Source organism: Streptomyces sp. NPDC088097 (assembly GCF_044741845.1).
GTDB lineage: Bacteria > Actinomycetota > Actinomycetes > Streptomycetales > Streptomycetaceae > Streptomyces.
Genome location: NZ_JBIUTJ010000004.1, coordinates 234639 through 258736 on the forward strand (window position 1 = coordinate 234639; position 24098 = coordinate 258736).

Here is a 24098-nt window from a genome sequence, read left to right on the forward strand (position 1 = left end):
GGGCCGTGCTGCCCACGGGATTCAGGAACGGGCATGGCATGCCTCTCTGCGTAGCGTGCTGGGGTGGGGGGTTCCTCGGGTGGTCCGCGTGCGGTCGGATCGTCCGCGTGCGGTCGGGTCGTCCGCGTGCGGCGCCGCCGCCGGGCGGGCGGGCCGGCGGTTACGCCTCCTCGGCGAAGAGGGCGCGGTGCAGCGGGCTGGCCCGAAAGGGCCCGCCGGCGTACGGGGAGTGCGCCGACAGAGGCACCCGGCGGCCGTCCGCCCGTACCAGGGCGCCGGTGAAGGTGTACTCGGGGTGCAGGCCGTCGGCCGCCGGGCGTACGGCGCACTCCAGCGCGAGCACGTCACCGGGCGCCGCCTCGACCGGCTCGGGCGCGTCGAAGGGCACGTAGACGGGGAGCCAATTGGTGACGGTCTCCAGGCTGTCGAGGACCGGGCCGTCCGGGGTGCAGCGCATGGTCAGCCAGAGCAGCAGGCCGTCGACCGGGCCGGGCCGGGTGATGTCGAGCCGGACGGCCGGGAAGCGCGCGACACCCTCCTCCAGCTGCAGATCCTCCACCAGGCCCTCGCTGCTGCGCAGCGCCGAGCGGTCCACGTTGCCCACGCACATCCGCAGGTCGAACGGGCCGCCCGCGCAGGCGAGCACCTCGGCGACGTAGTCGGAGAAATCCACGTCCACCGCGAACTCCCCCTCCAGCAACTCCTGGAGGCCGACGGCGGCGGCGAGCGTGCCGACGACGGCGGGGATCACCGCGGCGCCCGGCGTCAGCAGCCGCTCGCGCACGTCGTCCAGGACGGCGGCCATGCCCTCGGCGCCGCCGATGCTGCCCACCAGTTCGGCGACGCAGACCCCGGCGCGTTCGGGCACGGCGACCGTGGTCGCCTCGCCGGACAGCACCTCGATGTCGAACTGCGGCTTTTTTGCGGCCAGTTCCGTGGCGCGCCGGGCACTGTCCGGAATGCTTTCGATGGCGCGCACGGACCGGGCGCCGCATTCGGCGGCATACAGCGACCACAAAAGGTCCGGGCCGCAGCCGACTTCCAGGACACGGGCGTGCGGGGCGCGCGCCTCGATCGCGTCCCGGAAAATCTTGTTCCGGGGTTCGTCCTCAAGCATCACGTGATAGAGGAAGTCGTCGTACAGGGGATATTCGCCGACCGAAGGCCACAGATACGGTCGTCCGCCCAGCGCCGCATCCCGCTTCACGCGCAGGCGCAGCCGCCGGCCGCCGGCCGTGACGGTATGCCAGAAGGGGGCACTGCCCCCCTTCGCGCCGACGTGTTCCTGTTCCTCGCCCTTGGCTACGACCGGGAATTCACTCATGGCGCCATCGTCACGGCGGGCCGGGCCGCCGTGAATACCCAAAATTCTTCACTCCCCGCAATAGGTGTGAAGCAGCGCTTCACAACCCCCTGTGACCAGCACTGTGTACGCAGACGAAAAAGCGGTCTCGAACCTTGCAGTATTTGACGGATAGCCGATACGGCCGCGGCGGTGTTAGCAATGACTGGTTGCCGCCCGCCGAATGGGAGTTGTCGTGCACCCGTTGACGCGTTCTTCGCTGAACCCCTCCGCACCCGAGGGGATGGGGAATGGAACACCCGGTACTTTCCGTGCCGATGCGCTTCTCCACGAGCTCGTGGCGGAGGCCGCGCACCGCTGGAGCGACCGCCCGGCCCTGGTGACCGACCAGGGCGCGCTCACCCACGGTGAACTGCACACCTGGTCGGGCCGGATCGCCCGGCACCTGCACGAGCGGGGCGCCGCCACCGGCGGCTACATCGCCGTGCTCGGCGATCACGCCCCGCACACCGTGGCCGCGCTGCTCGGCGTGGTGCGCGCGGGCGCCGCCTACGTGCCGCTGGATCCCCGCTGGCCGGCGGCGCGGCTCGCGGCGATGTTGTCCGCCCTGCGGGTCGGCTGCCTGATCGTGGACCGGGCCAACTACCGCGTGGCGGCGGAGATCTGTTGGTCGCTGCCCGAGCTCGCGCATCTGGTGTGCGTCGACGCGTCCGAAGAGCGTCCGTGGCAGGGCGAGTTCTCCGGGGAGACGGTCGCGGACCTGTGGGACTGGGTCGCCGACGACGAGGACGAACTGCGCGCCGCCGGCTTCAACCGCGGTGAGGGCGGTCCCTGTTACACCTCCGACGAGGTCACCGCCTACACCCGGCACGTCGCCGGCCTGGTCGCCCCCCACCTGGACGGCGCCTCACGCGTGCTGGAGGTCGGCAGCGGCATCGGGATGATCCTGCGGGAACTCGCCCCGAAGACGGCCCGCTACGTCGGCCTCGACCCCTCCCCGGTGGCCGCCGACAAGGCGCGCGACCGGGCCCGGCGGCACGCGCCGCACGCCGAGATCGTCACCGGCTTCGCCCACGAGGCCGCCACCCTGGCCCCGGGCCCCTACGACGTGGCCGTGTTGGCCAGCACCGTCCAGTTCTTCCCCGGCACCGACTACCTCCGCGACGTACTCGACGCGCTCGCCAACCAGTTCGACGGCGCCGGCACCATCGTCCTCGCCGACCTCGTCGCACCGGACCAGGAGGCGCACGACGGTCTGCGCGTACCCCCCGGCTTCTTCACCCGGCTCGCCGCCGAGGACCCGCGCTACGCCGAGGTCCGCGTACTGCCGCGCGACGGCGCCGGCCTCCCCCACGAACTCGCCGACCGCTACGACGTGGTGCTGCGCGTCGACCTCCGCCGCACCGCACGGACCGGGCCGGCGCTGACCGTGACCACCGGACACCACATCGCCCGCTGCTCGCCCGAAGCGCCCCCGGCGGCGGTGGACCCGGCGTCCCTCGCCTACGCGATCTTCACTTCCGGCTCCACCGGCACCCCCAAGGCGGTCGCCGTCAGCCACCGCAGCGTCGTCGGGCTCATCCACTGGGTGAACGACGCCTACCGGGTGACCCCCGACGACCGGCTCCTCATGGTCACCTCGTTCTGCTTCGACCTGTCGGTGTACGACGTCTTCGGCGTTCTCGCGGCGGGCGGCTCGATCCGGCTCGTCGCGGACGCCGACGCCACCGACCCAGACCGGCTCACCGAGATCCTGCAGAACGAGCCCATCACGTTCTGGGATTCCGCGCCGGCCGCGATGTCCGTACCCCTGTCCTTCCTCGAACTCGACGAGCCCCACGGGCGCGACACGCTGCGCCTCGTCTTCCTCAGCGGCGACTGGGTGCCGCTGTCGATGCCCGGACGGCTGCGCGACGCGTTCCCCGGCGTCCAGGTGGTCGCCCTCGGCGGGGCGACGGAGTGCACCGTGTGGTCGAACCACTTCCCGGTGGACACCGTCGACCCCTCCTGGCCGAGCATCCCCTACGGCATCCCGATGCCCGGCGCGCGCTACTACGTCCTCGACGACGCCCTGCGGGTCTGCGCCACCGGCGAGAGCGGCGACCTGTACATCGGCGGAGCCTGCGTGGCCGCCGGCTACGAGGGCGCTCCGGGGCTGACCGCGGTCAAGTTCCTGCCTGACCCGTTCCTGACCGCGCCCGCCCCGCCCGGCGACGGCCGCATGTACCGCACCGGCGACCGGGCCCGGCTGCTGCCGGACGGCAACCTCCGGTTCCTGGGGCGCGTCGACGACCAGGTCAAGGTGAACGGCTACCGCATCGAGCTGGCCGAGGTCCAGGCCGCGCTGGGCCGGTGCCCCGAGCAGATCCTCGAAGCCGTCGTCGTCGCGGTCGCCGGCCCCCACGGCCCCGAACTCGCCGCGTTCTACGTCCCCGCGCCCGCCGACGCCACCACCCGTACGGAGGCCACCGGTACGGAGTCCCCCGGTACCGGTTCCGCCGGCGCGGAGGTCGCCGGCCGGACCGATCCCCGCGCCACCGCGTCCCGGCTGCTGCCTTCCTACATGCTTCCGGACCACTTCGTGCCGGTCGCCCACATCCCCGTCTCCGCGACCGGCAAGGCGGACCGCGCGGCCCTGCTCAAGGCATCCGGATTCTCCTCGCACCGCTGACTCGCCCGCGCCGACCCTCCCTCGCCGGCCCTCCCACGCCCGCCCCGCACCCAGCCCGCGGGCACCGGAAGAGAGAAGAGAGAAGCAGCATGACCGGCATCGCCTTTCGTCCCGCCCTGCCCGGCGCCGCCCCTGCCGCCCCCGGCGCCACCGCGGTCCGCCTGCCATCGACCGTCACACGACGCGCGTTCGGCGACGCCGTGCACCGCCTCGCGTTCGCCGGCGCCACCGCACACAGCGTCGTCACCGACCCGCGGCACCGGCTGCCGCACGAGGTGGCGGGCCGGCTGACCTCGCTGATCGGGGCGCCCGCCGGCTGGCCCGGCCACCGGGTGCTGCGCGGCCTCTTCGCCGGCCTGGGCGAACCCGGCCCCACCCGCACCCACTGGTCCGAGCCGACCGGCCCGGCCGACGCGCCCTACGACCTCGGACTCGCCCTGATCGGCGGCCTGCTCGGAGAGGTCTTCGGCTGGACCGACCAGCAAGACGGCCGCCTGGTCCACAACATCCTGCCCAGCCCCGGCCAGGAGACCGCGCAGGTCGGCGCGAGCAGCACGGCCGCGCTGGCCTGGCACACCGAGGACGGCTTCCACTCCGAACGCGCCGACTTCCTGCTCCTGGTCTGCCTGCGCAATCCCGACCGCATCGGAACCCGCCTGGCCAGCATCCGCGACATCGGCCTGAGCGGCGCGGACGCCGCCCGCCTCGGCCGCCCCCAGCTGGTCATCGACCCCGACGACAGCTATGCGCCCGACCCCCGCGAAGCCGACCACGCCCGCGGCATCCGCACCGTATGGGGCACCGAGGACGCCCGCTGCGTGCGCTACGACCCCTCCTACACCCGGTTCCTCACCCCGGACCCGGAGTTCACCCGGGCGTACGCGCGGCTGGAGCCGGCCTTCGAGCGGCACGCCGTCGAGGTCGGCCTGGCCCCAGGCGATCTGCTGCTGATCGACAACGACGTGATGGTGCACGGCCGTTCGCCCTTCCCGCCGCGCTACGACGGCACCGACCGCTGGCTCAAGCGGGTACTGGTCCGCGCCGTCGGCACCGGACGCCCCGCCCGGCCCCCGCAGGAACGCCTGGAACACGGATTCGGCCAGCGCCGCGTCCGCCCCGCCGCTCGCCCCAGCTGACGACTGACGACTGAGGACACCGCCGTGCTGCCAGAGACCCTCACGCTGACCGACCCCCTGCTCTACTCGACGGGCGACCCCCACCCGCTCTGGCGGGCCATGCGCCGCGAACAGCCCGTCCAGTGGCACCAGCCGTCCGACGCGTCCGGCTTCTGGGCGGTGACCGGCTACGAACCCGGACTGCGGGTGCTCCAGGAGTGGCAGGTCTTCAGCTCCGAGCAGGGCACCATGCTGCGCCGCGACCTGACACAGCCCTACCCGGGCGCCGGAAAGATGCTCGCCCTCACCGACCCGCCCCACCACTCGGTGCTGCGCCGCGCGGTGGCCCGGCTCTTCACACCTCGTTCGCTGGGCCGCCTGGAGGACAAGGCGCGAGAGATCGTACGGCCGCTCGTGGCCGCAGCGGTGGCCGCCGGGCACTGCGACTTCGCGGTGGACGTCGCCGCACGCATCCCGCTCGCCCTCGCGGCCGACCTGCTCGGCGTGCCCGTCGAGGACGTCGGCATGATCGCCGCCGCCACCGCGCGGATCTCCTCCCGCGACCAGGACGACGGCGGACTCGACGCCCGGATCGCGCACCTGGAACTCCTCGACTACTACAGCCGGATCATGACGTCCCGGCGCGCGGACCCCGGCGACGACCTCATGTCCGCGCTGGTCACCGCCCAGGCGGACGGCGTCGGCCTCACCGACGAGGAAGCCCTCCTCACCTGCGACAACGTCATCGTCGCCGTGGGCGACACGACCCGCGCCGCGGCCGCCGGCGGCATGCTCGCCCTGCTCGAACACCCCGGCCAGTGGGCCGCGCTGAAGACGGGCCGGGTGGATCCGGCGCAGGCCGTCGACGAGATCCTGCGCTGGTCCCCGCCCGCCACCCACCTGCTGCGCACCGCGGTCCAGGACACCGTCCTGGCCGGGCAGCGCATCGCGGCCGGCGACCCGGTCACCGTGTGGATCCCCTCGCTCAACCGCGACGAGTCGATCTTCGGCGACGCCGACGTCTTCCGCCTCGACCGCACCCCCAACCGGCACCTCACCTTCGGCGGCGGCGTGCACTTCTGCCTGGGCGCGGCCCTCGCCCGGCTGGTCCTGCGGGTACTCCTGGAAGAACTGGTCGCCGGCACCGGCGACATCGCCCTGGCCGGCGAACCGCGGCGGCTCGCCTCGTACACCGTGGGCGGTCTCGCCGCCCTCCCCGTACGCCTCACGGCCCCCGCGGCCGCCCCCCGCGACGGCGGCGCCGGCTCCCCGGCCCTCGCCACCGCCCTTCCGTCCCCCGCCTGAGGAGCCTCCATGTCCGCCCCCATGTCCGCGCCCGCGTACGCACGGCACGACGTCACGGTGCACCACCTGGTGGCGATACAGGCCGCCGCCCGCCCCGACGCCGTGGCCGTCCTCGCCCGGGACGCACCACCGCTCACCTATCGGGCACTCGACAAGCGGTCCACCGCGCTCGCCCGCCGGCTGGCGGCCCAGGGCCTGCGCCCCGGCCGGTACGTGGCCGTCCGCATGCGCCGCACCCCGGCCTTCGTCGTCGCCCTGCTGGCCGTCCTGAAGGCCGGCGGCATCTACGCGGCCATGGACCCGAACTGGCCCGAGGCCCGGGTACGGCAGCTGATCGGCAAGGCCGACGCCCATGTCCTGACCGACGGCGGTCCGGACGACGGCTTCGCGCTGGAGCCCGCGCCGGGCCGCCACCGGCTGCGCCTCCAGGGGCCGCCCGGCAGCGGCCCGCTGCCGACGGCCGCGCCCGGCGACGGCTGCGCCCTGATGTTCACCTCCGGCACGTCCGGCGAGCCCAAGGGCTCCCTCTCCCCGCACCGCGCGGTGGCGAGCCGGTTCGTCGGCGTGGACTACGCCGACTTCGGACCGGGCCGCACCGTCCTGCAGGCCGCCCCGGTGTGCTGGGACGCCATGATGATCGAGCTGTGGTCGGTGCTCATGAACGGCGGCACCTCCCTGCTGCTGGGCGAGGGGAAGCACCTCTCCCCCGCGCTCGTGCGCGAGTACGCCGCCGGGGCGGGCCTGGACACCCTGTGGCTCACCGCGGCGCTCTTCAACACCTTCGTCGACGACGACCCCGGCTGCTTCACCGGCCTGCGCCAGGTCCTCACCGGCGGCGAGCGCCTCTCGCCGGGACACGTGGCCGGCTTCCGCGCCGCGCACCCCGGCATCCGCCTCGTCAACGGCTACGGGCCGGTCGAGACCACGGTGTTCGCCACGACCCGGGTGATCGAGGACGGCGACGCCGCACGCTACGGACAGATCCCGCTGGGCACCGCGCTGCCCGGCACGTCGGTCCACGTCGTCGACGCCCAGGACCGCCCCTGCCCGCCGGGCACCACCGGGGAGATCTGCATCGGCGGTTCCGGCCTCGCCCTCGGCTACCTGGGCGAGGAGGAGCTGACGGCACGGAAATTCGTCACGCTGCCCGGCGGCGAGCGCGTGTACCGCTCCGGCGACCTCGGCAGCCTGCACCCCGACGGGCTGCTGCTCTACGCGGGCCGCCAGGACCGCCAGGTCAAGATCCGCGGACAGCGCGTGGAGCCCGCCGAACTGGAGCGGTTCCTGGAGCACGCCGGTGTACCGCGGGCCGTCGTCACCGTCCTGCGCGACCCGGGCGGCGCCGCCGGCGGACTCGCGGCGCACTGCCTCGCCCCGGCCGACGGCCGCACCGCCGACGACCTGCGGGCGAGCTGCCACGCCGGACTGCCGCCCTACCTGCGCCCCCGGCAGCTGACGCTGCTCGACGCCTTTCCGCTGACCGCGAGCGGCAAGGTCGACCTCCGGGCCCTGGCCGAGCGCCCCGCCCCGGACCCGGCCGGCCCCCGCTCCGGCGAGCCGGACCAGGACGGCGCCGCGCACACCCCCGTACTGGAGGCGGTGCTCACGTCGGCCGGCGCGCTGGCGGGCCGCTCCGTGGGACCCGACGAGGACCTGTTCCAGACGGGTGTCGGCGACTCGCTGTTCGCCATGCAGCTCACCCACCGGCTGGAACTCCATCACGGCGTGCGGATCGCCCTGGACACGGTGCACGAGGGCCGCACCCCCCGGGCCATCGCCGCGGGCGCCGAGCCTCTCGACGAAGCGGCCGGCGGACAGCCCGGCGACGGGGAGGGGGCGGACGACCGGACCGCGCCCGGACAGCAGGAAGTGGTCGACAGCCGGCAGGACTTGTGGCTCCAGGAGCAGCTCGCGCCCGGCGACCCCGCCCATCTGCTGGTGCTCTCCTTCGCCGTCGCCCCGGCCCTGGACACCGCGAGACTGCGCACCGCCCTCGCGGCCGTCGCCGACCGCCACCCCGCGCTGCGTACCGTCTTCCGCCTCGACGGCCCGTCGGTCGTGGCCCACGAACTGCCCGGCGCGGTGATCCCCGTCGAGGAGACCGCGCGCGACGCCGGCCTCGCCGGCGCCCTGCCGGACGCCTGGCTGAAGCCGTTCGACCTGGCCGCCGACCCGCCGTTGCGCTGCTTCGTGACGCCCTGCGACACCGGCTCGGTGCTCACCCTGGTGCTCCATCACATCGCCTACGACGGCTGGTCGGAACGCGTCTTCCTCACCGACCTCGCCGCGGCGTACGGCCGGGCGGACGAAGCGGCCGGCCCCGCGGAACCCGGCGCCGTGGACCCCGTCCGCGCGCCCCGGTCCGCGCCGCGGGACGAGGCGGCGGTGGCCCGGGCCCGCGGGCACTGGCAGCACGCACTTGCGCCGGCCCGCCCGCTGGCCCTGCCGGCGGGCACACCGGGCGGCGCCCGGTTCGCGCAGCGCAGGCTGGCGCTCGATGCCGCGGAGGTCGGCGCGCTGTGCGCGCGCACGCACCGGTCAGCGCACTTCTCGGCGCTCGCCTGGTACGGCACCGCGCTGCACCGGGCCACCGGCACCGATCGCTTCGCCCTGGCCACCTACCACGCCGGCCGGGAGCGCGTCGGCGGTGACGTGGTCGGCTACTTCGTACGCCCCATCCCCCTGGTGCTCGACTTCGGTTCCTGCGACGGGCCGGCGGAACTGGCGGCGGCGGCCCGCCGGGACTGGCTGGCGGGCGTCGGCCTGGCGCCGCTGCCGCTGTCCGACCTGGCGGCCGTCGCACCCCGTCCCGACGACCCCCGGCTGCCCCCGGTCTTCCAGGCCGCCGTGATCTACCAGAACGCGCCCGCCGCGGACCTGCGCCTGCCCGGCCATGAGGTCGTCCGCCGCGACGTCCCGCCGCCCGCCGCCTCCCTGCCGCTGCTCGTCCAGATCTGGCCGGCCGCCGACGGCTCCTGGAGCGTGTGGCTGGAGTGCGACCCGGCCCGCGTCCGGGAGGCGTTCCTCGACGAACTCGCCTCCAGCCTCACGGACCTGCTGCACCCCGCCGGGGCGGCGAGCCGCGGGCCCGTCCCGTCAGGTCCCGTCAGCCGAGGGCCGGGATGATCCCGGAGCCGTACGCGTCGATGGTGGATTCCCGGGCGTCGTGCATGGCGTACAGGGCGAACTGGTCGACGCCCAGGGCTTGCAGGGCCCGCAGTTTCTCGATGTGGGCCTCGACCCGGCCCAGCAGGCAGAACCGGTCGACGATCTCGTCGGGGACGAAGTCAGCCGACGGGTTCCCGGCGCGGCCGTGGTGGCTGTAGTCGTAGCCCTGGCGGGACTTGACGTACTCGGTGAGTTCCTCGGGGACCATCGAGGAGTGTTCCCCGTAGCGGGAGACCAGGTCGGCGACGTGGTTGCCGACCATGCCGCCGAACCAGCGGCACTGGTCGCGGGCGTGGTCGAGGTCGTCGCCCACGTAGGCGGGGGCGGCCACGCAGATGGTGATCGAGTCCGGATCCCGACCGGCCGCCGCGGCGGCGTCCCGGACCGCCCTGATCATCCACTCCGTGAGGTAGGGGTCGGCGAGTTGGAGGATGAACCCGTCGGCCTTCTCCCCGGCCAGCGCCAGGGCCTTGGGCCCGTACGCCGCCATCCAGACGGGCAGCTTCCCGTCCTTGATCCAGGGGATCCGGATCGGGTTGCCGTCCACCTGCGCCTCCCGGCCCTCGGCGAGGTCGCGGATGACGTCGATGGCCGCGCCGAGCCGGGCGAGGGTGTTGGGCGCGCGGCCGGCGACCCGCATCGCCGAGTCCCCGCGGCCGATCCCGCAGACGGTGCGGTTGCCGTACATGTCGTTGAGGGTGGCGAAGGTGGAGGCGGTCACCTCCCAGGTGCGGGTACCCGGGTTGGTGACCATCGGGCCGACGTGCAGGCGCTGCGTGTTCGCCAGGATCTGGCTGTAGATGACGAACGGTTCCTGCCAGAGGACCGCCGAGTCGAACGTCCAGCCGTAGCGGAAGCCGTTGCGCTCGGCCCGCTTCATGAGGCTGACGACCTGCGAGGCGGGTGGGTCGGTCTGGAGGACGAGGCCGAAGTCCATGCGGGGACTCTCCTTACAGGTACTGGCAGGTGGAGCGGTGGACGAAGGTCCCGTGGCCGGCCCGCCCGGTGTACTCCCGGTGGTCGATGACGAGTTCGCCGCGCGAGAGCACGGTGTCGACGCGTCCGGTGATCCGCCTGCCCTCGTACGCCGAGTAGTCCACGTTCATGTGGTGGGTCTCGGCGGAGATGACCTGCTCGGCGTGCGGATCGTAGAGGACGATGTCGGCGTCGGCGCCCGGCGCGATGGTGCCCTTGCGCGGGTAGAGGCCGAACATCCGGGCCGGGGTCGCGCAGGCGATCTCGATCCAGCGGCGGCGGCTGATGTGTCCGTCCAGGACGGCCTGGTGGAGGAGGTCCATGCGGTTCTCCACCCCCGGCAGCCCGTTGGGGATCTTCGAGAAGTCTCCGCGGCCCAGCTCCTTCTGGCCCCGGAAGCAGAACGGGCAGTGGTCGGTGGAGACCACCTGGAGGTCGTTCGTGCGCAGCCCCCGCCACAGCGCCGCCTGGTGCTCGCGGGGACGCAGCGGGGTGGAGCACACGTACTTGGCGCCCTGGAAGTCGGGCTCCTCCAGGTTGTCGGTGGACAGGAACAGGTACTGCGGGCAGGTCTCGCCGAAGACCGGCAGGCCCTTGTCCCGGGCGAGCGCCAGTTCCGCGAGCGCCTCCTCCGCCGAGACGTGCACCACGTAGAGCGGGGAGCCGGCGACCCGCGCGAGCTGGATGGCCCGGTGGGTGGCCTCGGCTTCGAGGAGCACCTTGCGGACCTCGCCGTGGTGGCGGGGGTCGGTCTCGCCGCGCGCGAGGGCCTGTTCGACGAGGACGTCGATGGCGATGCCGTTTTCGGCGTGCATCATGATCAGCCCGCCGTTGGCGGCGCCGCGTTGCATCGCGCGCAGGATCTGCCCGTCGTCGCTGTAGAAGACGCCGGGGTAGGCCATGAACAGCTTGAAGGAGGTGACGCCCTCGCCGACGAGGAGGTCCATCTCCTTCAGGGTCCCCTCGTTGACGTCCGAGAGGATCATGTGGAAGCCGTAGTCGATCGCGCAGTTGCCGTCGGCCTTGGCGTACCAGGTGTCGAGCCCCTCGCGCAGGGAGTGGCCCGGGGTCTGCACGGCGAAGTCGACGATGGTGGTGGTGCCGCCCCAGGCGGCCGCGCGGGTGCCGGTCTCGAAGGTGTCGGAGGCGGCGGTCCCGCCGAAGGGGAGTTCCATGTGGGTGTGGGCGTCGACCCCGCCCGGGATGACGTACTTCCCGCCGGCGTCGACGACGTGGTCGGCCGTCCACGCGGCGGCGGCGCCGGAGCCGGTGGCGGCGAGCGCCGCCACCCGCCCGTCCTCGATCAGGACGTCGGCGTGGAGCTCGTCGGCGGCCGTGATGACGAGGCCGCCGCGGATCAGGGTGCGGTTGCTCATGGAACTCTCCTCCCGGGGGCTGTCTACTGGATGGTGCGGAGCGCTTGTTCGAGGATCTCGGCGCCCTCTTCCGCCTCGGCGACGGTGAGGGAGAGCGGCGGGGCGATCCGCAGCACGCTCGTGTCGTGGCCGCCGCCCTTGCCGAGCAGCAGGCCTCCGGCGCGGGCGGCCTCCAGGACGGCGGCGGCCGCCTCCGGGTCGGCGCGGTCGGTGCCGGGCTTCGTCAGCTCCAGTGCGGCCATCAGGCCCCGGCCGCGCACCTCCCGTACGGCGGGCACCGCGGCCGAGACGGCCCGCAGGCGTTCCAGGAGCAGTCCGCCGACGCGGCGGGCGTTGCCCTGGAGGTCGTGCTCCAGGAGGTACGAGAGGTTCGCGACGCCGGCCGCCATGGTGACCGGGGAGCCGCCGAAGGTGGAGATGGAGTTGGTGTCGAGGCAGTTCATCACCTCGGCGCGGGCCACGACCCCGCCGATCGACATGCCGTTCCCGATGCCCTTGGCGAAGGTGATGATGTCCGGCGGCCCGTTCTGCGCGTGGGCCTGCCAGCCCCAGAAGTGCTCGCCGGTACGGCCCCAGCCGGTCTGCACCTCGTCGCTGATCCACAGGATCCCGTGCCGGTCGAGGACCTCGCGGAAGGCCCCGTAGAGCCCGTCGGGCGGGGCGGTGAAGCCGCCCACGCCCTGGATCGGCTCGGCGATGAGCGCGGCCACTCCCCCGCGCGCCTGCCCCAGCACGTCTTCGAGGTCGGCGACGGCCGCCGCGGTGAACTCGGCGTCGGGCAGGGCGGCGAAGGGGCCGCGGGTGCGGACGGCGCCGTGCACGTAGTACGTCTGGAGCGGGGAGAGGCTGGTCGGGGACCAGCCCCGGTTGCCGGTGATGGAGACGGTCGAGAAGGACCGGCCGTGGTAGCTGTTGCGCATCGCCAGGATCTGGTTGGAGCGGCGGTACGTGGTCGCGAGCAGCAGGGCGGTGTCGTTGGCCTCGGTACCGGAGGTGGTGAAGAAGACCCGGGCGTCGGGGATGCCGGAGAGCGCGGCGACCCGTTCGGCCAGCTCGACCATCGGCCGGTTCAGGTACAGGGTGGAGGAGTGGATGATCCGCCCGGCCTGTTCGGAGACGGCCTTGGTGACCTCGGGCAGGGCGTGGGCGGTCATCGTGGTGAGGATGCCGCCGAAGAAGTCGAGGTAGCGGTTGCCGTCGGCGTCCCAGACGTGGCGGCCCTCGCCGTGGGTCAGCTCGATGGGGCGGTCGTAGTAGAGCGCGAGCCATTCGGGCATGACGGAGGTGTGGCGGCTGTGCAGGGGGATGGGGTTGCTCACGGCTGTACGAGCCCTCCGTAGGCGTCGGGGCGGCGGTCGCGGTAGAAGGCCCACTGGTCGCGGACCTCCTTGATCAGGTCGAAGTCGAGGTCCCGGACGAGGAGTTCCTCCTCCTTGTCGCTCGCCACCTCTCCGACGAACTGTCCGCGCGGGTCCACGAAGTAGCTGGTGCCGTAGAACTCGTTGTCGCCGTACTCCTCTTGGCCGACGCGGTTGATGGCGGCGATGAAGTACTCGTTGGCGACGGCGGAGGCGGGCTGTTCCAGCTTCCACAGGTAGGCCGACAGACCGCGGGAGGTGGCGGAGGGGTTGAAGACCAGTTGGGCTCCGGCGAGGCCGAGCGCGCGCCAGCCCTCGGGGAAGTGGCGGTCGTAGCAGATGTTGACGCCGACCTTGCCGACGGCGGTGTCGAAGACCGGCCAGCCGAGGTTGCCCGGGCGGAAGTAGTACTTCTCCCAGAAGCCCTTGACCTGGGGGATGTGGTGCTTGCGGTACTTGCCCAGGTAGCTCCCGTCGGCGTCGATGACGGCGGCGGTGTTGTAGTAGAAACCCTCGGACTCCAGCTCGAAGACCGGTACGACGATCACCATGCCGGTCTCCCGGGCCAGCTCCCGCATCCGGCTGACCGTGGGGCCGTCGGGGACGGCCTCGGCCCAGCGGTAGTGCTCGGGCTCCTGGACCTGACAGAAGTAGGGGGCGTTGAAGACCTCCTGGAAGCCGATGATCTTCGCACCCTGGGCGGCAGCCCGACGGGCGTGCTCCTCGTGCTTCGCGATCATCGACTCGGTGTCTCCGGTCCAGGTGGCCTGGACGAGTGCGGCGCGGACGACTTGGGCCATGAGCTGCTCCTCGCGACGGGAACGCCGAGTTCTACGCACGTAGACGGTGTCCGTAGGGAGTCGAAGGTAGGCCTCGTCACAGCCCGGGGCAAGACCACCATGCGCGGTTGGAGTAGTCGATCAAGTTACGTCTCCACGCGATCGTTTCCGATCAACAGACGGGCGGATCAGGCATCGACCGGGAGGCCGGCGACGCGCAGGGCGTGGGTCAGGTCCCGGTAGCGGGTACCGGGCAGGGAACGGGCCGCGTGCAGCAGCCGGGGGGCGAACCACTGCGGCTCGTGGCGGGCCAGCGCGGCGGCCTCCTCGGCGGTGCGCAGCCCGACGAACGCGCCGAGCAGGAGCAGGGCCTCGTGGTCCCGACCGGCGCCGCCCAGCACGAGGGCGGCCTCGGCGACCTCCGCGGCGGGGCGGGCCACGCCCTGGCGCAGCAGCCGCTCGCAGTCGGCGTCCCGGCCCGCGTCCCCGAGCGCGGCGGCGGCCGCGGCGAGCCCGCCGGGCGGGAGGGAGGCCGCCTCCCACAACAGGGTGGCCCAGTCGGCGGCGAGCCCGGCGCGGCCCAGTTCGACGGCGAGGCCGGGCAACCGCGAGGCGGGCCCGGCGGCGGCCTCGCACAGCAGGACGTGGGCCTCGCCGGTGCGGCCCTGGGCCCGCAGCGCGAGCAGGTGGCCGACGAGGTCGGGGCGGGCCGGGGCGGGCGGCTCGGCGGGGGCGACCTCGGCCGGGGCGGGGGCCGGCGCGACCTCGGCGGCCGGTCCGGGGTCGAGGTGGCCGAAGCGGGCCCCGCGCGGGGCCGGGAGCGCCGGCGCCGGTGCGGGGATCGGGGCTTCGGCCGCGGGGGCTCCCGCGTACCGGGCCCCACCGGTGCGGCGGGCTCCGCGCAGCCACCGCCCCTCGCGCTGGCGGGGCACGGCGGGCAGGGGCTCCGCCGGCGACTGCGGGGCGGGCGGTGCCTGCGGGGGCGGGGCGCCCTCGGAGGCGGGCCCGGGCTCGGAGCGCCCGGGCCCCGCGGAGGCGTCCGCGAGCGGCCACGGCCCGGGGGCGGGGTCCGTGTACGGCCCGGGGGCGGGCTCCCCGTAAGGCCCCGCGGCCGGCTCCCCGTGCGGTCGGCCCGTCGGGTCCGGGGTCCGGGGTGCGCTCCCGACGGTGAGGGCGGCCAGTGCCTGCGAGCGGGCCACCAGGTCCGCGTACCGCGCGGCGGCGCGCGCCTCGTCGTCCCGGCTCCAGGCCAGCTCCCGGGTCAGGGCGGCGGCCCCCACCGGGTCCTCCGTCCGGTCGAGCCGGGCGGACAGGGTCCGCAGCGCCTCCCGGGTCGCGGCCCGTTGCTCCTCGGCGGCGGCGAGCAGCGCGCGCAGTTCCCCCGCGCCGCCGGGCAGGGTGTCCCAGACGGCGACGGCGGCGGCGCGCAGCCCGGCGGCGTAGGCGCTCTCCCGGGCCACGGCGTCGGGCTCCCCCGGGAGGTCCCCGAGCAGGGACTCCAGCACGTCCCAGGGGGGCATCGCGACCCCGTCGGCGCAGGCCCGCATGCCCTCGGGGTCCCGCCGCAGGAACTCCCCGTACCAGCCCGCCGAGGGATCCAGCCTGCGCGTCAATTCCCGTACGTACTCGGCGAGTTGCCCGATCACCAGCGTAGTCGGCGTCTCCATCCCCGCATTGCACCGCACCCGTGTTACGGGCGGGCTACGGGAGTCTCAAAGCTTGACGGCGATCCCGGTGTGCGGGCGCTTCCCCCGGCGGGCCAACGTGGCGGGCACGTCCAGCATCCAGAACTGCCAGGTGTACTTGCGCGTCATCAGCTTCCGCACCCGGGCCAGCCCCTCCCCGTCGAGCAGGCGCGCCCGCCCCTCGATGGCGACCGCCCCCTCCACCGGGCGCCCGCGCATGTCGCAGGGGGCCACGGTGACGCGGGCGTCGTTGCGGATGCGCTTGACCTTCCAGGAGTCGCTGCGCGTCCATACGTACAGCTCACCGCCGTCGGCCACCGCCCAGACGGGGGTGGCCACGGGCGTGCCGTCCTTCCGGAAGGTCGTGAGGTTCACGTACCGGGCCCGGCCCAGATCTTCGAGTGTCATGGCCCGACCTTAGGGCGTGCCGTCGAAGTCGCCCGGTGCGCCGTGGGTCAGGGCCTGCCCGGGCCAGGAAGGGGCCGAAGGGCCCGGCCGGCCGGGTCCGCTCCACCGGGCGACGGACATGACGGGTATACGGAAGGGCGCCGGTGCCCGGGTCAGACGGGGACGAGGGCGCAGCGGCGCAGCACGTCGTCCAGGGAGAGGCCGAGCGCCTGGGCGAGGGCGGCGACGGTGAAGAAGGCGGGGGTGGGTGCCCGGCCCGTCTCGATCTTGCGGAGGGTCTCGGCGGAGAGCCCGGCGCCGGCCGCGACCTCGACCATGCTGCGGGCGCCGCGGGCTTGGCGCAGCAGTGCGCCGAGGCGTTCGCCGCGCTCGCGCTCTTCGGGAGTCAGGGGGGTTCGGACCATGGCCCCATCCTACCCCGGACCCCAATTAGTATCCCGGTAAAGTTATACCGGTATAGTTATTGGCATGGTGAAGATCAAGACAGATGAATCCATCGAGAAGATGCGCCTCGCCGGCCGGGTGGTCGCGCAGGCGTTGGCGGCCGTACGGGAACACGCCCGGGTGGGCGTCTCCCTGCGGGAGCTGGACGGCACGGCGCGCGCGGTGCTGCGGGAGGCCGGGGCGACCTCTCCCTTCCTGGGGTACCGGCCGCAGTTCGCGCCGGTCCCCTTCCCGGCGGTGGTGTGCGCCTCGGTCAACGACGCCATCGTGCACGGCATCCCGGACGACTACCTGCTGCGCGACGGCGACCTGGTCAGCATCGACTGCGGGGCGGAACTGGGCGGTTGGGTCGGCGACTCCGCCGTCAGCTTCACGGTCGGCCAAGCCCGCCCCGCCGACCTGCGGCTGATCCGGACCGCCGAGGAGGCCCTCGCGGCGGGCATCGCCGCCGCCGTCCCCGGCAACCGGATCGGCGACATCGCGCACGCCGTCGGCACGGTGTGCCGCGCGGCCGGCTACGGCATCCCGGACGGTTTCGGCGGCCACGGCATCGGCCGGAGCATGCACGAGGACCCGGGCGTCCCCAACGAGGGCCCGCCGGGGCGCGGCATGAAGCTGCGCCCCGGCATGGTCCTCGCGATCGAGCCGATGCTGGTCGCGGGCGGCACGGACGACTACACCTGCGACCCGGACGGCTGGACCCTGCGCACGGTGGACGGCTCCCGCGCCGCCCACGCCGAACACACGGTGGCGATCACCGCGAACGGCCCGCGCGTCCTGACCGCGCTGTAGGTCCCGCCGCCCGAGGTCTCGGAGGTCCTGCCGCCCGGCGTTCCGGCCGGCCGATGGCCCGACGGGGCGCCACGGCCCGCCGACGACCTACGGCCTGCCCGCGGGGCGGACCACCTGGGCCGAGCCTCCGCCCCGGCGGGTGGGTTCGGCCGCCGCCAGCCAGCGGCCGTCCGGGAGCCGCTGGACCCCGGTCGCGGCGCCGATCTCCGGGTTCTGCCGGAAACCGTGGCCCAGCGCCTCCAGTTCGCCGCGGACCGGGCTGTTCCACAGGCCCGGTTCCAGCTCGGTGGTGGTCTGGTTGCGCTGGCTCGCGCGCGGGGCCGCGATGGCGTCGACCAGCGGCAGCCCCCGGTCCAGGTGACCGGTCAGGGTCTGCAGGACGGTGGTGATGATGGTCGCGCCGCCCGGGGAGCCGACGGCGAGGAGCGGGCGGCCGTCCTCCAGGACGATGGTCGGGGACATCGAGGAGCGCGGTCGCTTGCCCGGTCCGGGCAGGTTCGGATCCGGGACCCCGGGGGCGGCCGGGGCGAAGGAGAAGTCGGTCAGCTCGTTGTTGAGCAGGAAGCCCCGACCCGGGACGGTGATGGCGCTGCCGCCCGTGGACTCGATGGTCAGGGTGTAGGAGACCACGTTGCCCCAGCGGTCGGCGACCGTCAGGTGCGTGGTGTTCTCGCCCTCGTAGGTGGTCGGCGCGGCCTGCCCGGTGGTGGCGCAGGGCGCGGGGTTCCTGGGGTCTCCGGGGGCCAGCGGGCTGGTCAGGGCCCGGTCCGGCGTGATCAGGCAGGCCCGCGTGTCCGCGTACGACTGGGAGAGCAGCTCCCGGGTCGGGACGGACTCGGCGGCCGGGTCGGCGACCCAACGGCCCCGGTCGGCGAAGGAGATCCGCGAGGCCTCGATGTAGCGGTGCAGGTACTGGGCCTCGGTCAGCTTCGACAGGTCGGTTCGCTCCAGGATGTTCAGCGCCTCCCCCACCGTCGTGCCGCCGGAGGAGGAGGGGGCCATGCTGTACACGTCCAGGCCCCGGTAGCCCACCCGGGTGGGGGCCTGCCGCTTGACGCCGTACGCGCGCAGGTCGGCGGCGGTCAGGTCGCCGGAGCGGACGACGCGGGTCGCGGCCGGGTCCACGGGGGGCTTGCGCACGGCCCGGACGATGTCCTCGGCGAGGGGCCCCCGGTAGACGGCGCCCGTGCCCTTGCGGGCCAGCTCGGCGTAGGTCGCGGCGAGGTCGGGGTTCTTGAAGGTGGAGCCGACCACGGGGAGCTGCCCGCCGGGCAGGAAGAGCTTCGCGGTGGCGGGGAAGTCCTTGAAGCGGTCCTGGTTCAGCTGGGTCTGGGCCCGGAAGGTGGGGTCGACCGTGAAGCCGTCGCGGGCCAGCTTCTCGGCGGGGCGCAGGAGTTGGCCCAGCGAGCGCGTGCCCCAGGTGTCGAGGGCGCTCTTCCAGGTGGCAGGGGTGCCGGGGACGCCGACGGAGCGGCCGCTGGTCTGGCCCTGCTCGAAGGGGATGGGGACGCCGTTCTCCTGGAACAGGCCGGCGGTCGCGCTCGCGGGGGCGGTCTCGCGGCCGTCGATGGTCTGCACGCGCCGGGTCTTCGCGTCGTAGTACACGAAGTAGCCGCCCCCGCCGATCCCGGCGGAGTAGGGCTCGGTGACCCCGAGGGCGGCGGCGACCGCGACGGCCGCGTCCACGGCGTTGCCGCCGGCGCGCAGCACCGCGATGCCCACGGCGGAGGCGTCGGCGTCGACGCTGGCCACGGCGCCTCCGTAGCCGGCGGCGACGGGCACCTTGGGCGGGGCGGGGGCCTGCCCCGGCGGCGCGGCGGCGCCCGTGGAGACGAGGGCACCGGCGAGGGCGACGAGGGCTAACTGACGGGCGGCGGGAATGCGCATCCGGTTCCTCCAGTCGACGGCCGGTCAGGTCCGGCTGCGGCAGCCTAACTTCACGGCGCCCCCCGCGTCAGGAAGGTCACCCGGCGACTACCATCCGCCGCATGAACGACGACATGCGCAACATCGTGCTCGGGGTGATGGCGACCGCGATCAGCGGTGGGTTCGGCTGGTTCTCCCGGACCTACCTGTGGCGTCGCGCCCTGCGCCGCAAGCAGGCCTTCTTCGGGTTGCCGACCGGCTCGGACTGCCTGTTCGTGGTGAACCGCCAGATGGGCGGGACCGATTCCTCGCTGCACCGCAACGACGCCTTCGCCCTGTTGGAGATATCGTCGCTGATCCGCGACTGCGGGGCGAACGTGCAGATCGTCACCCACGACGCCGCCCGGCAGGGGTTCGGCGAGCGCGCCGAGTTCTGCGTGGGCGGCCCCGTCTCCAACTCCCGCACGACGGCGCACCTCGCCTCGCTGCTGCCGGGGGTGCGGGTGGACGTGTCGACCGAGCCGGGACCGGATCGCGGGGCGATCGGCGTGGGCGGGGAGACGTACCGCTGGGAGAGGGGCGTCGCCGAGTACGTGCTGCTGGCGCGGTTGGTGACGCAGCGGGGCACCCGGCCGGTGTTCCTGGTGTCGGGGCAGACCGCCAACAGCAACCAAGCCGGAGCCCGCTACCTGGCGCGCAACCACCGGGAGTTGGAGCGCAAGTACGGCGACGACTCCTTCTGCGTCCTGCTCAGGGTGGTCAACTCGGACGCCTACGGGCCGGACGTGACGGAGCTGGTCGGGGACGTCACGCGGGCGGCCCGGACACCCGTAGCGGCAGCCGCGTGATCCCGTTGATGAAGTTGGACACCAACCGGCGCGGCTCGCCCGCGAGTTCGGGAGCGGGCATGGCGGCGCGCCACTCCTCGTAGAGGGTGCGCAGTTGGAGCCGGGCGAAGTGGGCGCCGAGGCAGACGTGCGGGCCGTCGCCGAAGGAGACGTGCGGGTTCGGGGAGCGGCCGAGGTCGAGGCGGTGGGGGTCGGCGAAGACGCGTTCGTCGTGGTTGGCGGAGGCGTGGAAGACCACGACCTTGTCCCCGGCCCGGATTGGGGCGCCCGCCAGTTCGGTGTCCACGCCGGCGGTGCGGCGGAAGCTCAGCACGGGCGGGTGCACCCGCAGCAGCTCCTCGACGGCCCGGTCCGTGGGGACCTCGCCGCAGGCGAGGCGCCGGTAGGCGTCGGGGGGGCGGGCGAGGGCGAGCAGTCCGCCGGGCGCCGCGCCGCGGACGGTGTCGTTGCCGGCGACGGTCAGCAGGAAGAAGAACATCTCCAGCTCGCCCGGCTCCAGTTCGGCGAGGGCCAGGGCGGTCATCACGTCCTCGCCGGGGTGGGTCCGTTTGTGGGCGGCCAGTGCGCGGGCGTAGTCGAACATCTCGCCGAGCAGGGCCGGGGAGCGCGGGTCGAGCGGCTTGCCGTCGGGGCCGAGGAGCGGCGCGGGGGCGTCCTCGGGGTCCTGGTAGCCGATGACGCGCACGGTCCACTCCAGCAGCAGCCCCCGGTCGGAGGCCGGGACGCCCAGCAGGTCGGTGAGGTTGAGCAGGGCGTACTCGTCGGTGACGGCGGTGACCAGGTCAGCGGCGCCGTCCTCGGCCCCCGCGCGGGCCTCGGCCAGGAGCGTACGGGCGCGGTCGCGGACCCGGCTCCCGAAGGCGTCGACGCGGGCGGGGGTGAAGGCGCGGGCCACCAGGCGGCGCAGCCGGCCGTGGGCGGGCGGGTCCTGGTTGAGCATGGTGCGGCGCAGGAAGGGCAGGTCGGCGGGGTCGGGGTCGCGGATCTGGGTGGCGCCGAGCCAGGAGGAGTACGTGGTGTGGTCGCGCAGCACCCGGACCACGTCGGCGTGCCGGGTGACGGCCCAGAAGCCCGGTCCGGCGGGCCAACCGTCGATCTCCGGCTCCTCCTGCCGGGCCACGGGGTGGTGGTCGCGCATCAGCCGGTAGCGGGCGTGCGGGACGCCCCCGGCGTAGACACGGGGGTCGAACACGTCGGGGACGGCGGGGATGGCGGGGGCGCCGGGATCGGCGGTCGCGCCGGGATCGGCGGCGCGGGACGCGCGGGCCCCGGGGTCTTCTGCGGCTCGTTCCATGGCCCACACGGTGGCGTCCGCGCCGGGGCCGCGCAAGACGCCCCCCGGGGGTCAGGCGCCGATGTCGCAGCGGGCGGCGGGCAGCTGCGTGTCCGGTCCGCTCAGGATCACCTCGACCTGCGTGCCGAGGCCGGACAGGGCGGTGCAGACGATCTGGCTGCGGGCGAGCGGCTCCAGTGGCCCGACGTCGAAGGGGAGGCGGACCTCGAACCGTCCGGCCCCCAGGTAGGCGGGGCCGGACCTGATCGCCGCGTCCGTGGAGACCCCGGGCAGCCGGGTCCCGATGCCCGCTTCCCGTTCGGTCGGACCGGGGCCCAGCAGGAGGCGCGCCAAGCCGGTGCCGGGCCCGACGGTCGGGTCCTTGATCGCGGGCGAGGGGACGAGCCGGCCGTCGGGGCCGACGAAGTAGGCCATCGGCGCGCCGCCGGGCGAGGCCACCTCGACCTTCGCGGGGGCTCCGCTCTCGACCACCCCGGTGGGCTTGATCCCGCAGCCCGCCAGGAGCGGGGCGGCGAGCGGGAGCAGGAGCGCGAGGGTGACCGCTGCGGTCCGGGGGCGGGTCACGGGCCAGCCTCCAGGGGCATGTCGAAGGTGAAGACGGCTCCCCCGGCGGGCGCGTTGGCGGCGCGCAGGGTGCCGCCGTGGAGGCGGACGTTCTCCCGGGTGATGGCGAGGCCGAGTCCGCTGCCGGCCGAGCGGGTACGGGCGGCGTCGGCCTTGAAGAAGCGGTCGAAGACGTGCGGCATCACCTCTGCGGCGATCCCGGGGCCGCTGTCGGCGACCTCGATCAGCAGACGCTCGCCCTCGGGGGCGGCGGCGGTGCGGACGCTGACCCGTACGGGGGCGTCGCCGTGCCGCAGGGCGTTGCCGACGAGATTGGCGAGGATCACGTCGAAGCGGCGCGGGTCGAGCCGGGCCCGGACGCCCTCCGGGAGGTCGGTGCTCACCCGCTCGTCGTCCCAGTGGCGGCGCTCCAGGCTCTTCTCGACGGCCTCGCCGACGTCCACGTCGTCCAGGTTGAGCTCGGCGGCGCGGGAGTCGAAGCGGGACATCTCCATGAGGTCCTCGACGAGCACGGCCAGCTTTCCGGTCTCGGAGCTGATCAGGTGCAGGGCCTTGGCGGTGTCGGGACCGAGTTCCTCGGCGTCCTCGTCGAGGACCTCGGTGACGGCGAGCATGCCGGCGAGCGGGGTGCGCAGCTCGTGGGAGACGTCGGAGGCGAAGCGGCGGGCCCTGGTCTCGGCCTCGCGCAGCTCGGCCACCGACTGCTCCAGGGCGCGGGCGGTCTCGTTGAAGGTGCGGCCGAGCCCGGCCAGTTCGTCGGAGCCCTTGACCTCGATGCGGGTGTCGAGGCGGCCCCGGCCGAGGCGTTCGGCGGCGCGCCGCATGTCCCGTACCGGGCGCAGCACGCTGCGGGCCGCGAGGAGGGCGGGGATCACGGCGATGGCGAGGCCGGGGATGGCGCCCTGCCGGGCGGCCTGGACCATGGCGTCGACGGTCTGCTGCTCCAGGAACAGGGGCATCACGGCGTAGAGGGTGACGCCGGTCGCCTGGCGGGAGCCGTTGGCGGCGAAGACGGCCGGCATGCCGATGGTCAGGTAGGGCTCGCCCTTGGCGTCCTCCACCCGTTGGAAGGCCCCGTGGGGGTGGGAGGAGACCTGCTCGCGGAGGGTTTCGGTGAGCAGCGCCGAGGTGGGCGCGTTGGAGGAGGAGATCCGCAGGGTGCCGTATTCGGCGTACACCGTCCAGAAGTGCGGTTTCCCGCGCTTGCCGATCTCGTTGACGATGCGCTGGAGTTGCTCCCGGTCCATGGGCAGCGCCAGGGTCTGGGCCTCCAACTGGTCGCGCAGGGTGCTGACGGCGGTGTCCTGGCTCTGCTTGAGGATCGCGGTGCGAGCCTGTTGGTAGGTGAGGGCGGCGGTGCTGACGGCGCTGATCGCGGCCACCAGGAGGAAGGCGGCGATCAGGCGGGTGCGCAGCCCGAGGCGGGCCGGGTTTCGCATGGTCGGACCCCTACAGCGGTCCGAAGCGGTAGCCGAAGCCCCGCACGGTCTGTATGTAGCGGGGGGCCGCGTCGGGGTCCTCGATCTTGTGGCGGAGTCGGCGTACGCAGGCGTCCACGAGGCGGGCGTCGGCGTGGTAGCTGTGCTCCCACACGTACTCCAGCAGTTGCTGGCGGGAGAAGACCTGCTCGGGCGAGGCGGACAGGTGCATCAGGAGTTTGATCTCGCTGGGGGCGAGGGGCACGCGTACGCCGTTCTTGGAGACGGTCAGCCCGGCCCGGTCGACGGCCAGCTCGCCGTGCCGGTCCACCTCGGGGCGGCCGAAGGGGTCGCCGAGGCGGCGCAGCACGGCCTTGATGCGGGCCTCGATGATCTCGGTGCGGGCGGGTTTGACGATGTAGTCGTCGGCGCCGGCCTCCAGGCCGACGACGATGTCGAAGTCGTCGCCGCGCGCGGTGAGCATGATGATCGGGACCTCGCTGACCTCGCGGATGCGGCGGCAGACCTGGACCCCGTTGATCCCGGGGAGCATGAGGTCGAGCAGGACCAGCTCGGGGTGGAAGTCCGACATGCGGCGCAGCCCGTCCTCGCCCGTCTCGGCGGCGCTCACCTCGTGTCCTCTGCGGCGTAGGCCGAGTGCCACGCCCTCCCGGATGGAAGGGTCGTCCTCGATCAGCAGTACGCGTGGCATCCGGTCAGTATCCCAGG

Annotated in this window: 19 protein-coding genes; 6 read left to right on the forward strand and 13 right to left on the reverse strand. The window is 73.9% G+C overall.

From position 1 onward, the window contains the following. Positions 1 to 160: 160 nt before the first annotated feature. Positions 161 to 1324 carry a class I SAM-dependent methyltransferase gene (locus tag ACIOD1_RS15125; protein ID WP_401902581.1) on the reverse strand — a complete coding sequence of 388 codons (1164 nt, stop codon included), beginning with the start codon at positions 1322 to 1324 and terminating at the stop codon, positions 161 to 163. 316 nt (positions 1325 to 1640) lie between these two features. On the opposite strand from ACIOD1_RS15125, the gene ACIOD1_RS15130 reads away from it, so the two are divergent. The 4 genes from ACIOD1_RS15130 (at position 1641) to ACIOD1_RS15145 (ending at position 9520) form a co-directional block, all read left to right on the forward strand. Further along, a complete protein-coding gene (locus ACIOD1_RS15130) occupies positions 1641 to 3974 on the forward strand; it encodes an AMP-binding protein (RefSeq protein WP_365619138.1) in 2334 nt (777 codons plus the stop codon). An 89-nt stretch (positions 3975 to 4063) separates the two neighbouring features. Next, on the forward strand, positions 4064 to 5110 hold the full coding sequence (locus tag ACIOD1_RS15135; protein ID WP_401902583.1) for a TauD/TfdA family dioxygenase: 1047 nt from the start codon (positions 4064 to 4066) through the stop codon (positions 5108 to 5110). A 24-nt stretch (positions 5111 to 5134) separates the two neighbouring features. Beyond that, entirely contained in the window at positions 5135 to 6394 is a 1260-nt protein-coding gene (locus ACIOD1_RS15140) for a cytochrome P450 (protein ID WP_401902586.1), read from the forward strand. 9 nt (positions 6395 to 6403) lie between these two features. Continuing rightward, on the forward strand, positions 6404 to 9520 hold the full coding sequence (locus tag ACIOD1_RS15145; RefSeq protein WP_401902589.1) for an amino acid adenylation domain-containing protein: 3117 nt from the start codon (positions 6404 to 6406) through the stop codon (positions 9518 to 9520). On the opposite strand, the gene ACIOD1_RS15150 is transcribed toward ACIOD1_RS15145, so the two are convergent. The 7 genes from ACIOD1_RS15150 to ACIOD1_RS15180 form a co-directional block, all read right to left on the reverse strand. Beyond that, positions 9501 to 10499: a TIGR03842 family LLM class F420-dependent oxidoreductase gene (locus ACIOD1_RS15150; protein ID WP_401902591.1), complete on the reverse strand. Its 999-nt coding sequence runs from the start codon at positions 10497 to 10499 to the stop codon at positions 9501 to 9503. The genes ACIOD1_RS15145 and ACIOD1_RS15150 overlap by 20 nt on opposite strands. Before the next feature lie 13 nt (positions 10500 to 10512). Further along, positions 10513 to 11913 (reverse strand): dihydropyrimidinase, encoded by a 1401-nt coding sequence (hydA, locus tag ACIOD1_RS15155; protein WP_401902593.1) that lies wholly within the window; start codon positions 11911 to 11913, stop codon positions 10513 to 10515. Positions 11914 to 11936: 23 nt separating this feature from the next. Then, entirely contained in the window at positions 11937 to 13190 is a 1254-nt protein-coding gene (locus ACIOD1_RS15160) for an aspartate aminotransferase family protein (RefSeq protein WP_365619397.1), read from the reverse strand. 38 nt (positions 13191 to 13228) lie between these two features. Continuing rightward, positions 13229 to 14071: a nitrilase-related carbon-nitrogen hydrolase gene (locus ACIOD1_RS15165; RefSeq protein WP_365619156.1), complete on the reverse strand. Its 843-nt coding sequence runs from the start codon at positions 14069 to 14071 to the stop codon at positions 13229 to 13231. A 167-nt stretch (positions 14072 to 14238) separates the two neighbouring features. After that, the gene (locus ACIOD1_RS15170; protein ID WP_401902596.1) at positions 14239 to 15717 is read right to left on the reverse strand and encodes a hypothetical protein; all 1479 of its coding nucleotides are present in this window, start codon (positions 15715 to 15717) and stop codon (positions 14239 to 14241) included. Positions 15718 to 15762: 45 nt separating this feature from the next. Further along, entirely contained in the window at positions 15763 to 16143 is a 381-nt protein-coding gene (locus tag ACIOD1_RS15175; RefSeq protein ID WP_365619162.1) for a PPOX class F420-dependent oxidoreductase, read from the reverse strand. A gap of 152 nt (positions 16144 to 16295) precedes the next feature. After that, complete coding sequence (locus ACIOD1_RS15180) at positions 16296 to 16547, reverse strand: helix-turn-helix transcriptional regulator (RefSeq protein ID WP_365619165.1); 252 nt, start codon at positions 16545 to 16547, stop codon at positions 16296 to 16298. Between the two features lie 64 nt (positions 16548 to 16611). On the opposite strand from ACIOD1_RS15180, the gene map reads away from it, so the two are divergent. Next, entirely contained in the window at positions 16612 to 17379 is a 768-nt protein-coding gene (gene map / locus ACIOD1_RS15185; protein ID WP_365619168.1) for a type I methionyl aminopeptidase, read from the forward strand. Positions 17380 to 17466: 87 nt separating this feature from the next. Here the strand turns inward: map and ggt are convergent, their stop codons facing one another. Further along, positions 17467 to 19266 (reverse strand): gamma-glutamyltransferase, encoded by a 1800-nt coding sequence (gene ggt, locus ACIOD1_RS15190; RefSeq protein WP_401902599.1) that lies wholly within the window; start codon positions 19264 to 19266, stop codon positions 17467 to 17469. A 101-nt stretch (positions 19267 to 19367) separates the two neighbouring features. Between ggt and ACIOD1_RS15195 the strand changes: the two genes are divergently transcribed. Beyond that, positions 19368 to 20093 (forward strand): hypothetical protein, encoded by a 726-nt coding sequence (locus ACIOD1_RS15195; protein ID WP_401902600.1) that lies wholly within the window; start codon positions 19368 to 19370, stop codon positions 20091 to 20093. On the opposite strand, the gene ACIOD1_RS15200 is transcribed toward ACIOD1_RS15195, so the two are convergent. The 4 genes from ACIOD1_RS15200 to ACIOD1_RS15215 are packed head-to-tail and all read right to left on the reverse strand — an operon-like array spanning position 20053 to position 24081. Beyond that, positions 20053 to 21387: a cytochrome P450 gene (locus tag ACIOD1_RS15200; protein WP_401902603.1), complete on the reverse strand. Its 1335-nt coding sequence runs from the start codon at positions 21385 to 21387 to the stop codon at positions 20053 to 20055. The genes ACIOD1_RS15195 and ACIOD1_RS15200 overlap by 41 nt on opposite strands. A 51-nt stretch (positions 21388 to 21438) precedes the next feature. Further along, positions 21439 to 21951 carry a hypothetical protein gene (locus tag ACIOD1_RS15205; protein WP_401902605.1) on the reverse strand — a complete coding sequence of 171 codons (513 nt, stop codon included), beginning with the start codon at positions 21949 to 21951 and terminating at the stop codon, positions 21439 to 21441. Continuing rightward, complete coding sequence (locus ACIOD1_RS15210; RefSeq protein WP_401902608.1) at positions 21948 to 23390, reverse strand: ATP-binding protein; 1443 nt, start codon at positions 23388 to 23390, stop codon at positions 21948 to 21950. Before ACIOD1_RS15210 ends, ACIOD1_RS15205 begins: the two co-directional genes overlap by 4 nt. A gap of 10 nt (positions 23391 to 23400) precedes the next feature. Then, on the reverse strand, positions 23401 to 24081 hold the full coding sequence (locus ACIOD1_RS15215) for a response regulator transcription factor (protein ID WP_365619186.1): 681 nt from the start codon (positions 24079 to 24081) through the stop codon (positions 23401 to 23403). Positions 24082 to 24098 lie beyond the last annotated feature (17 nt).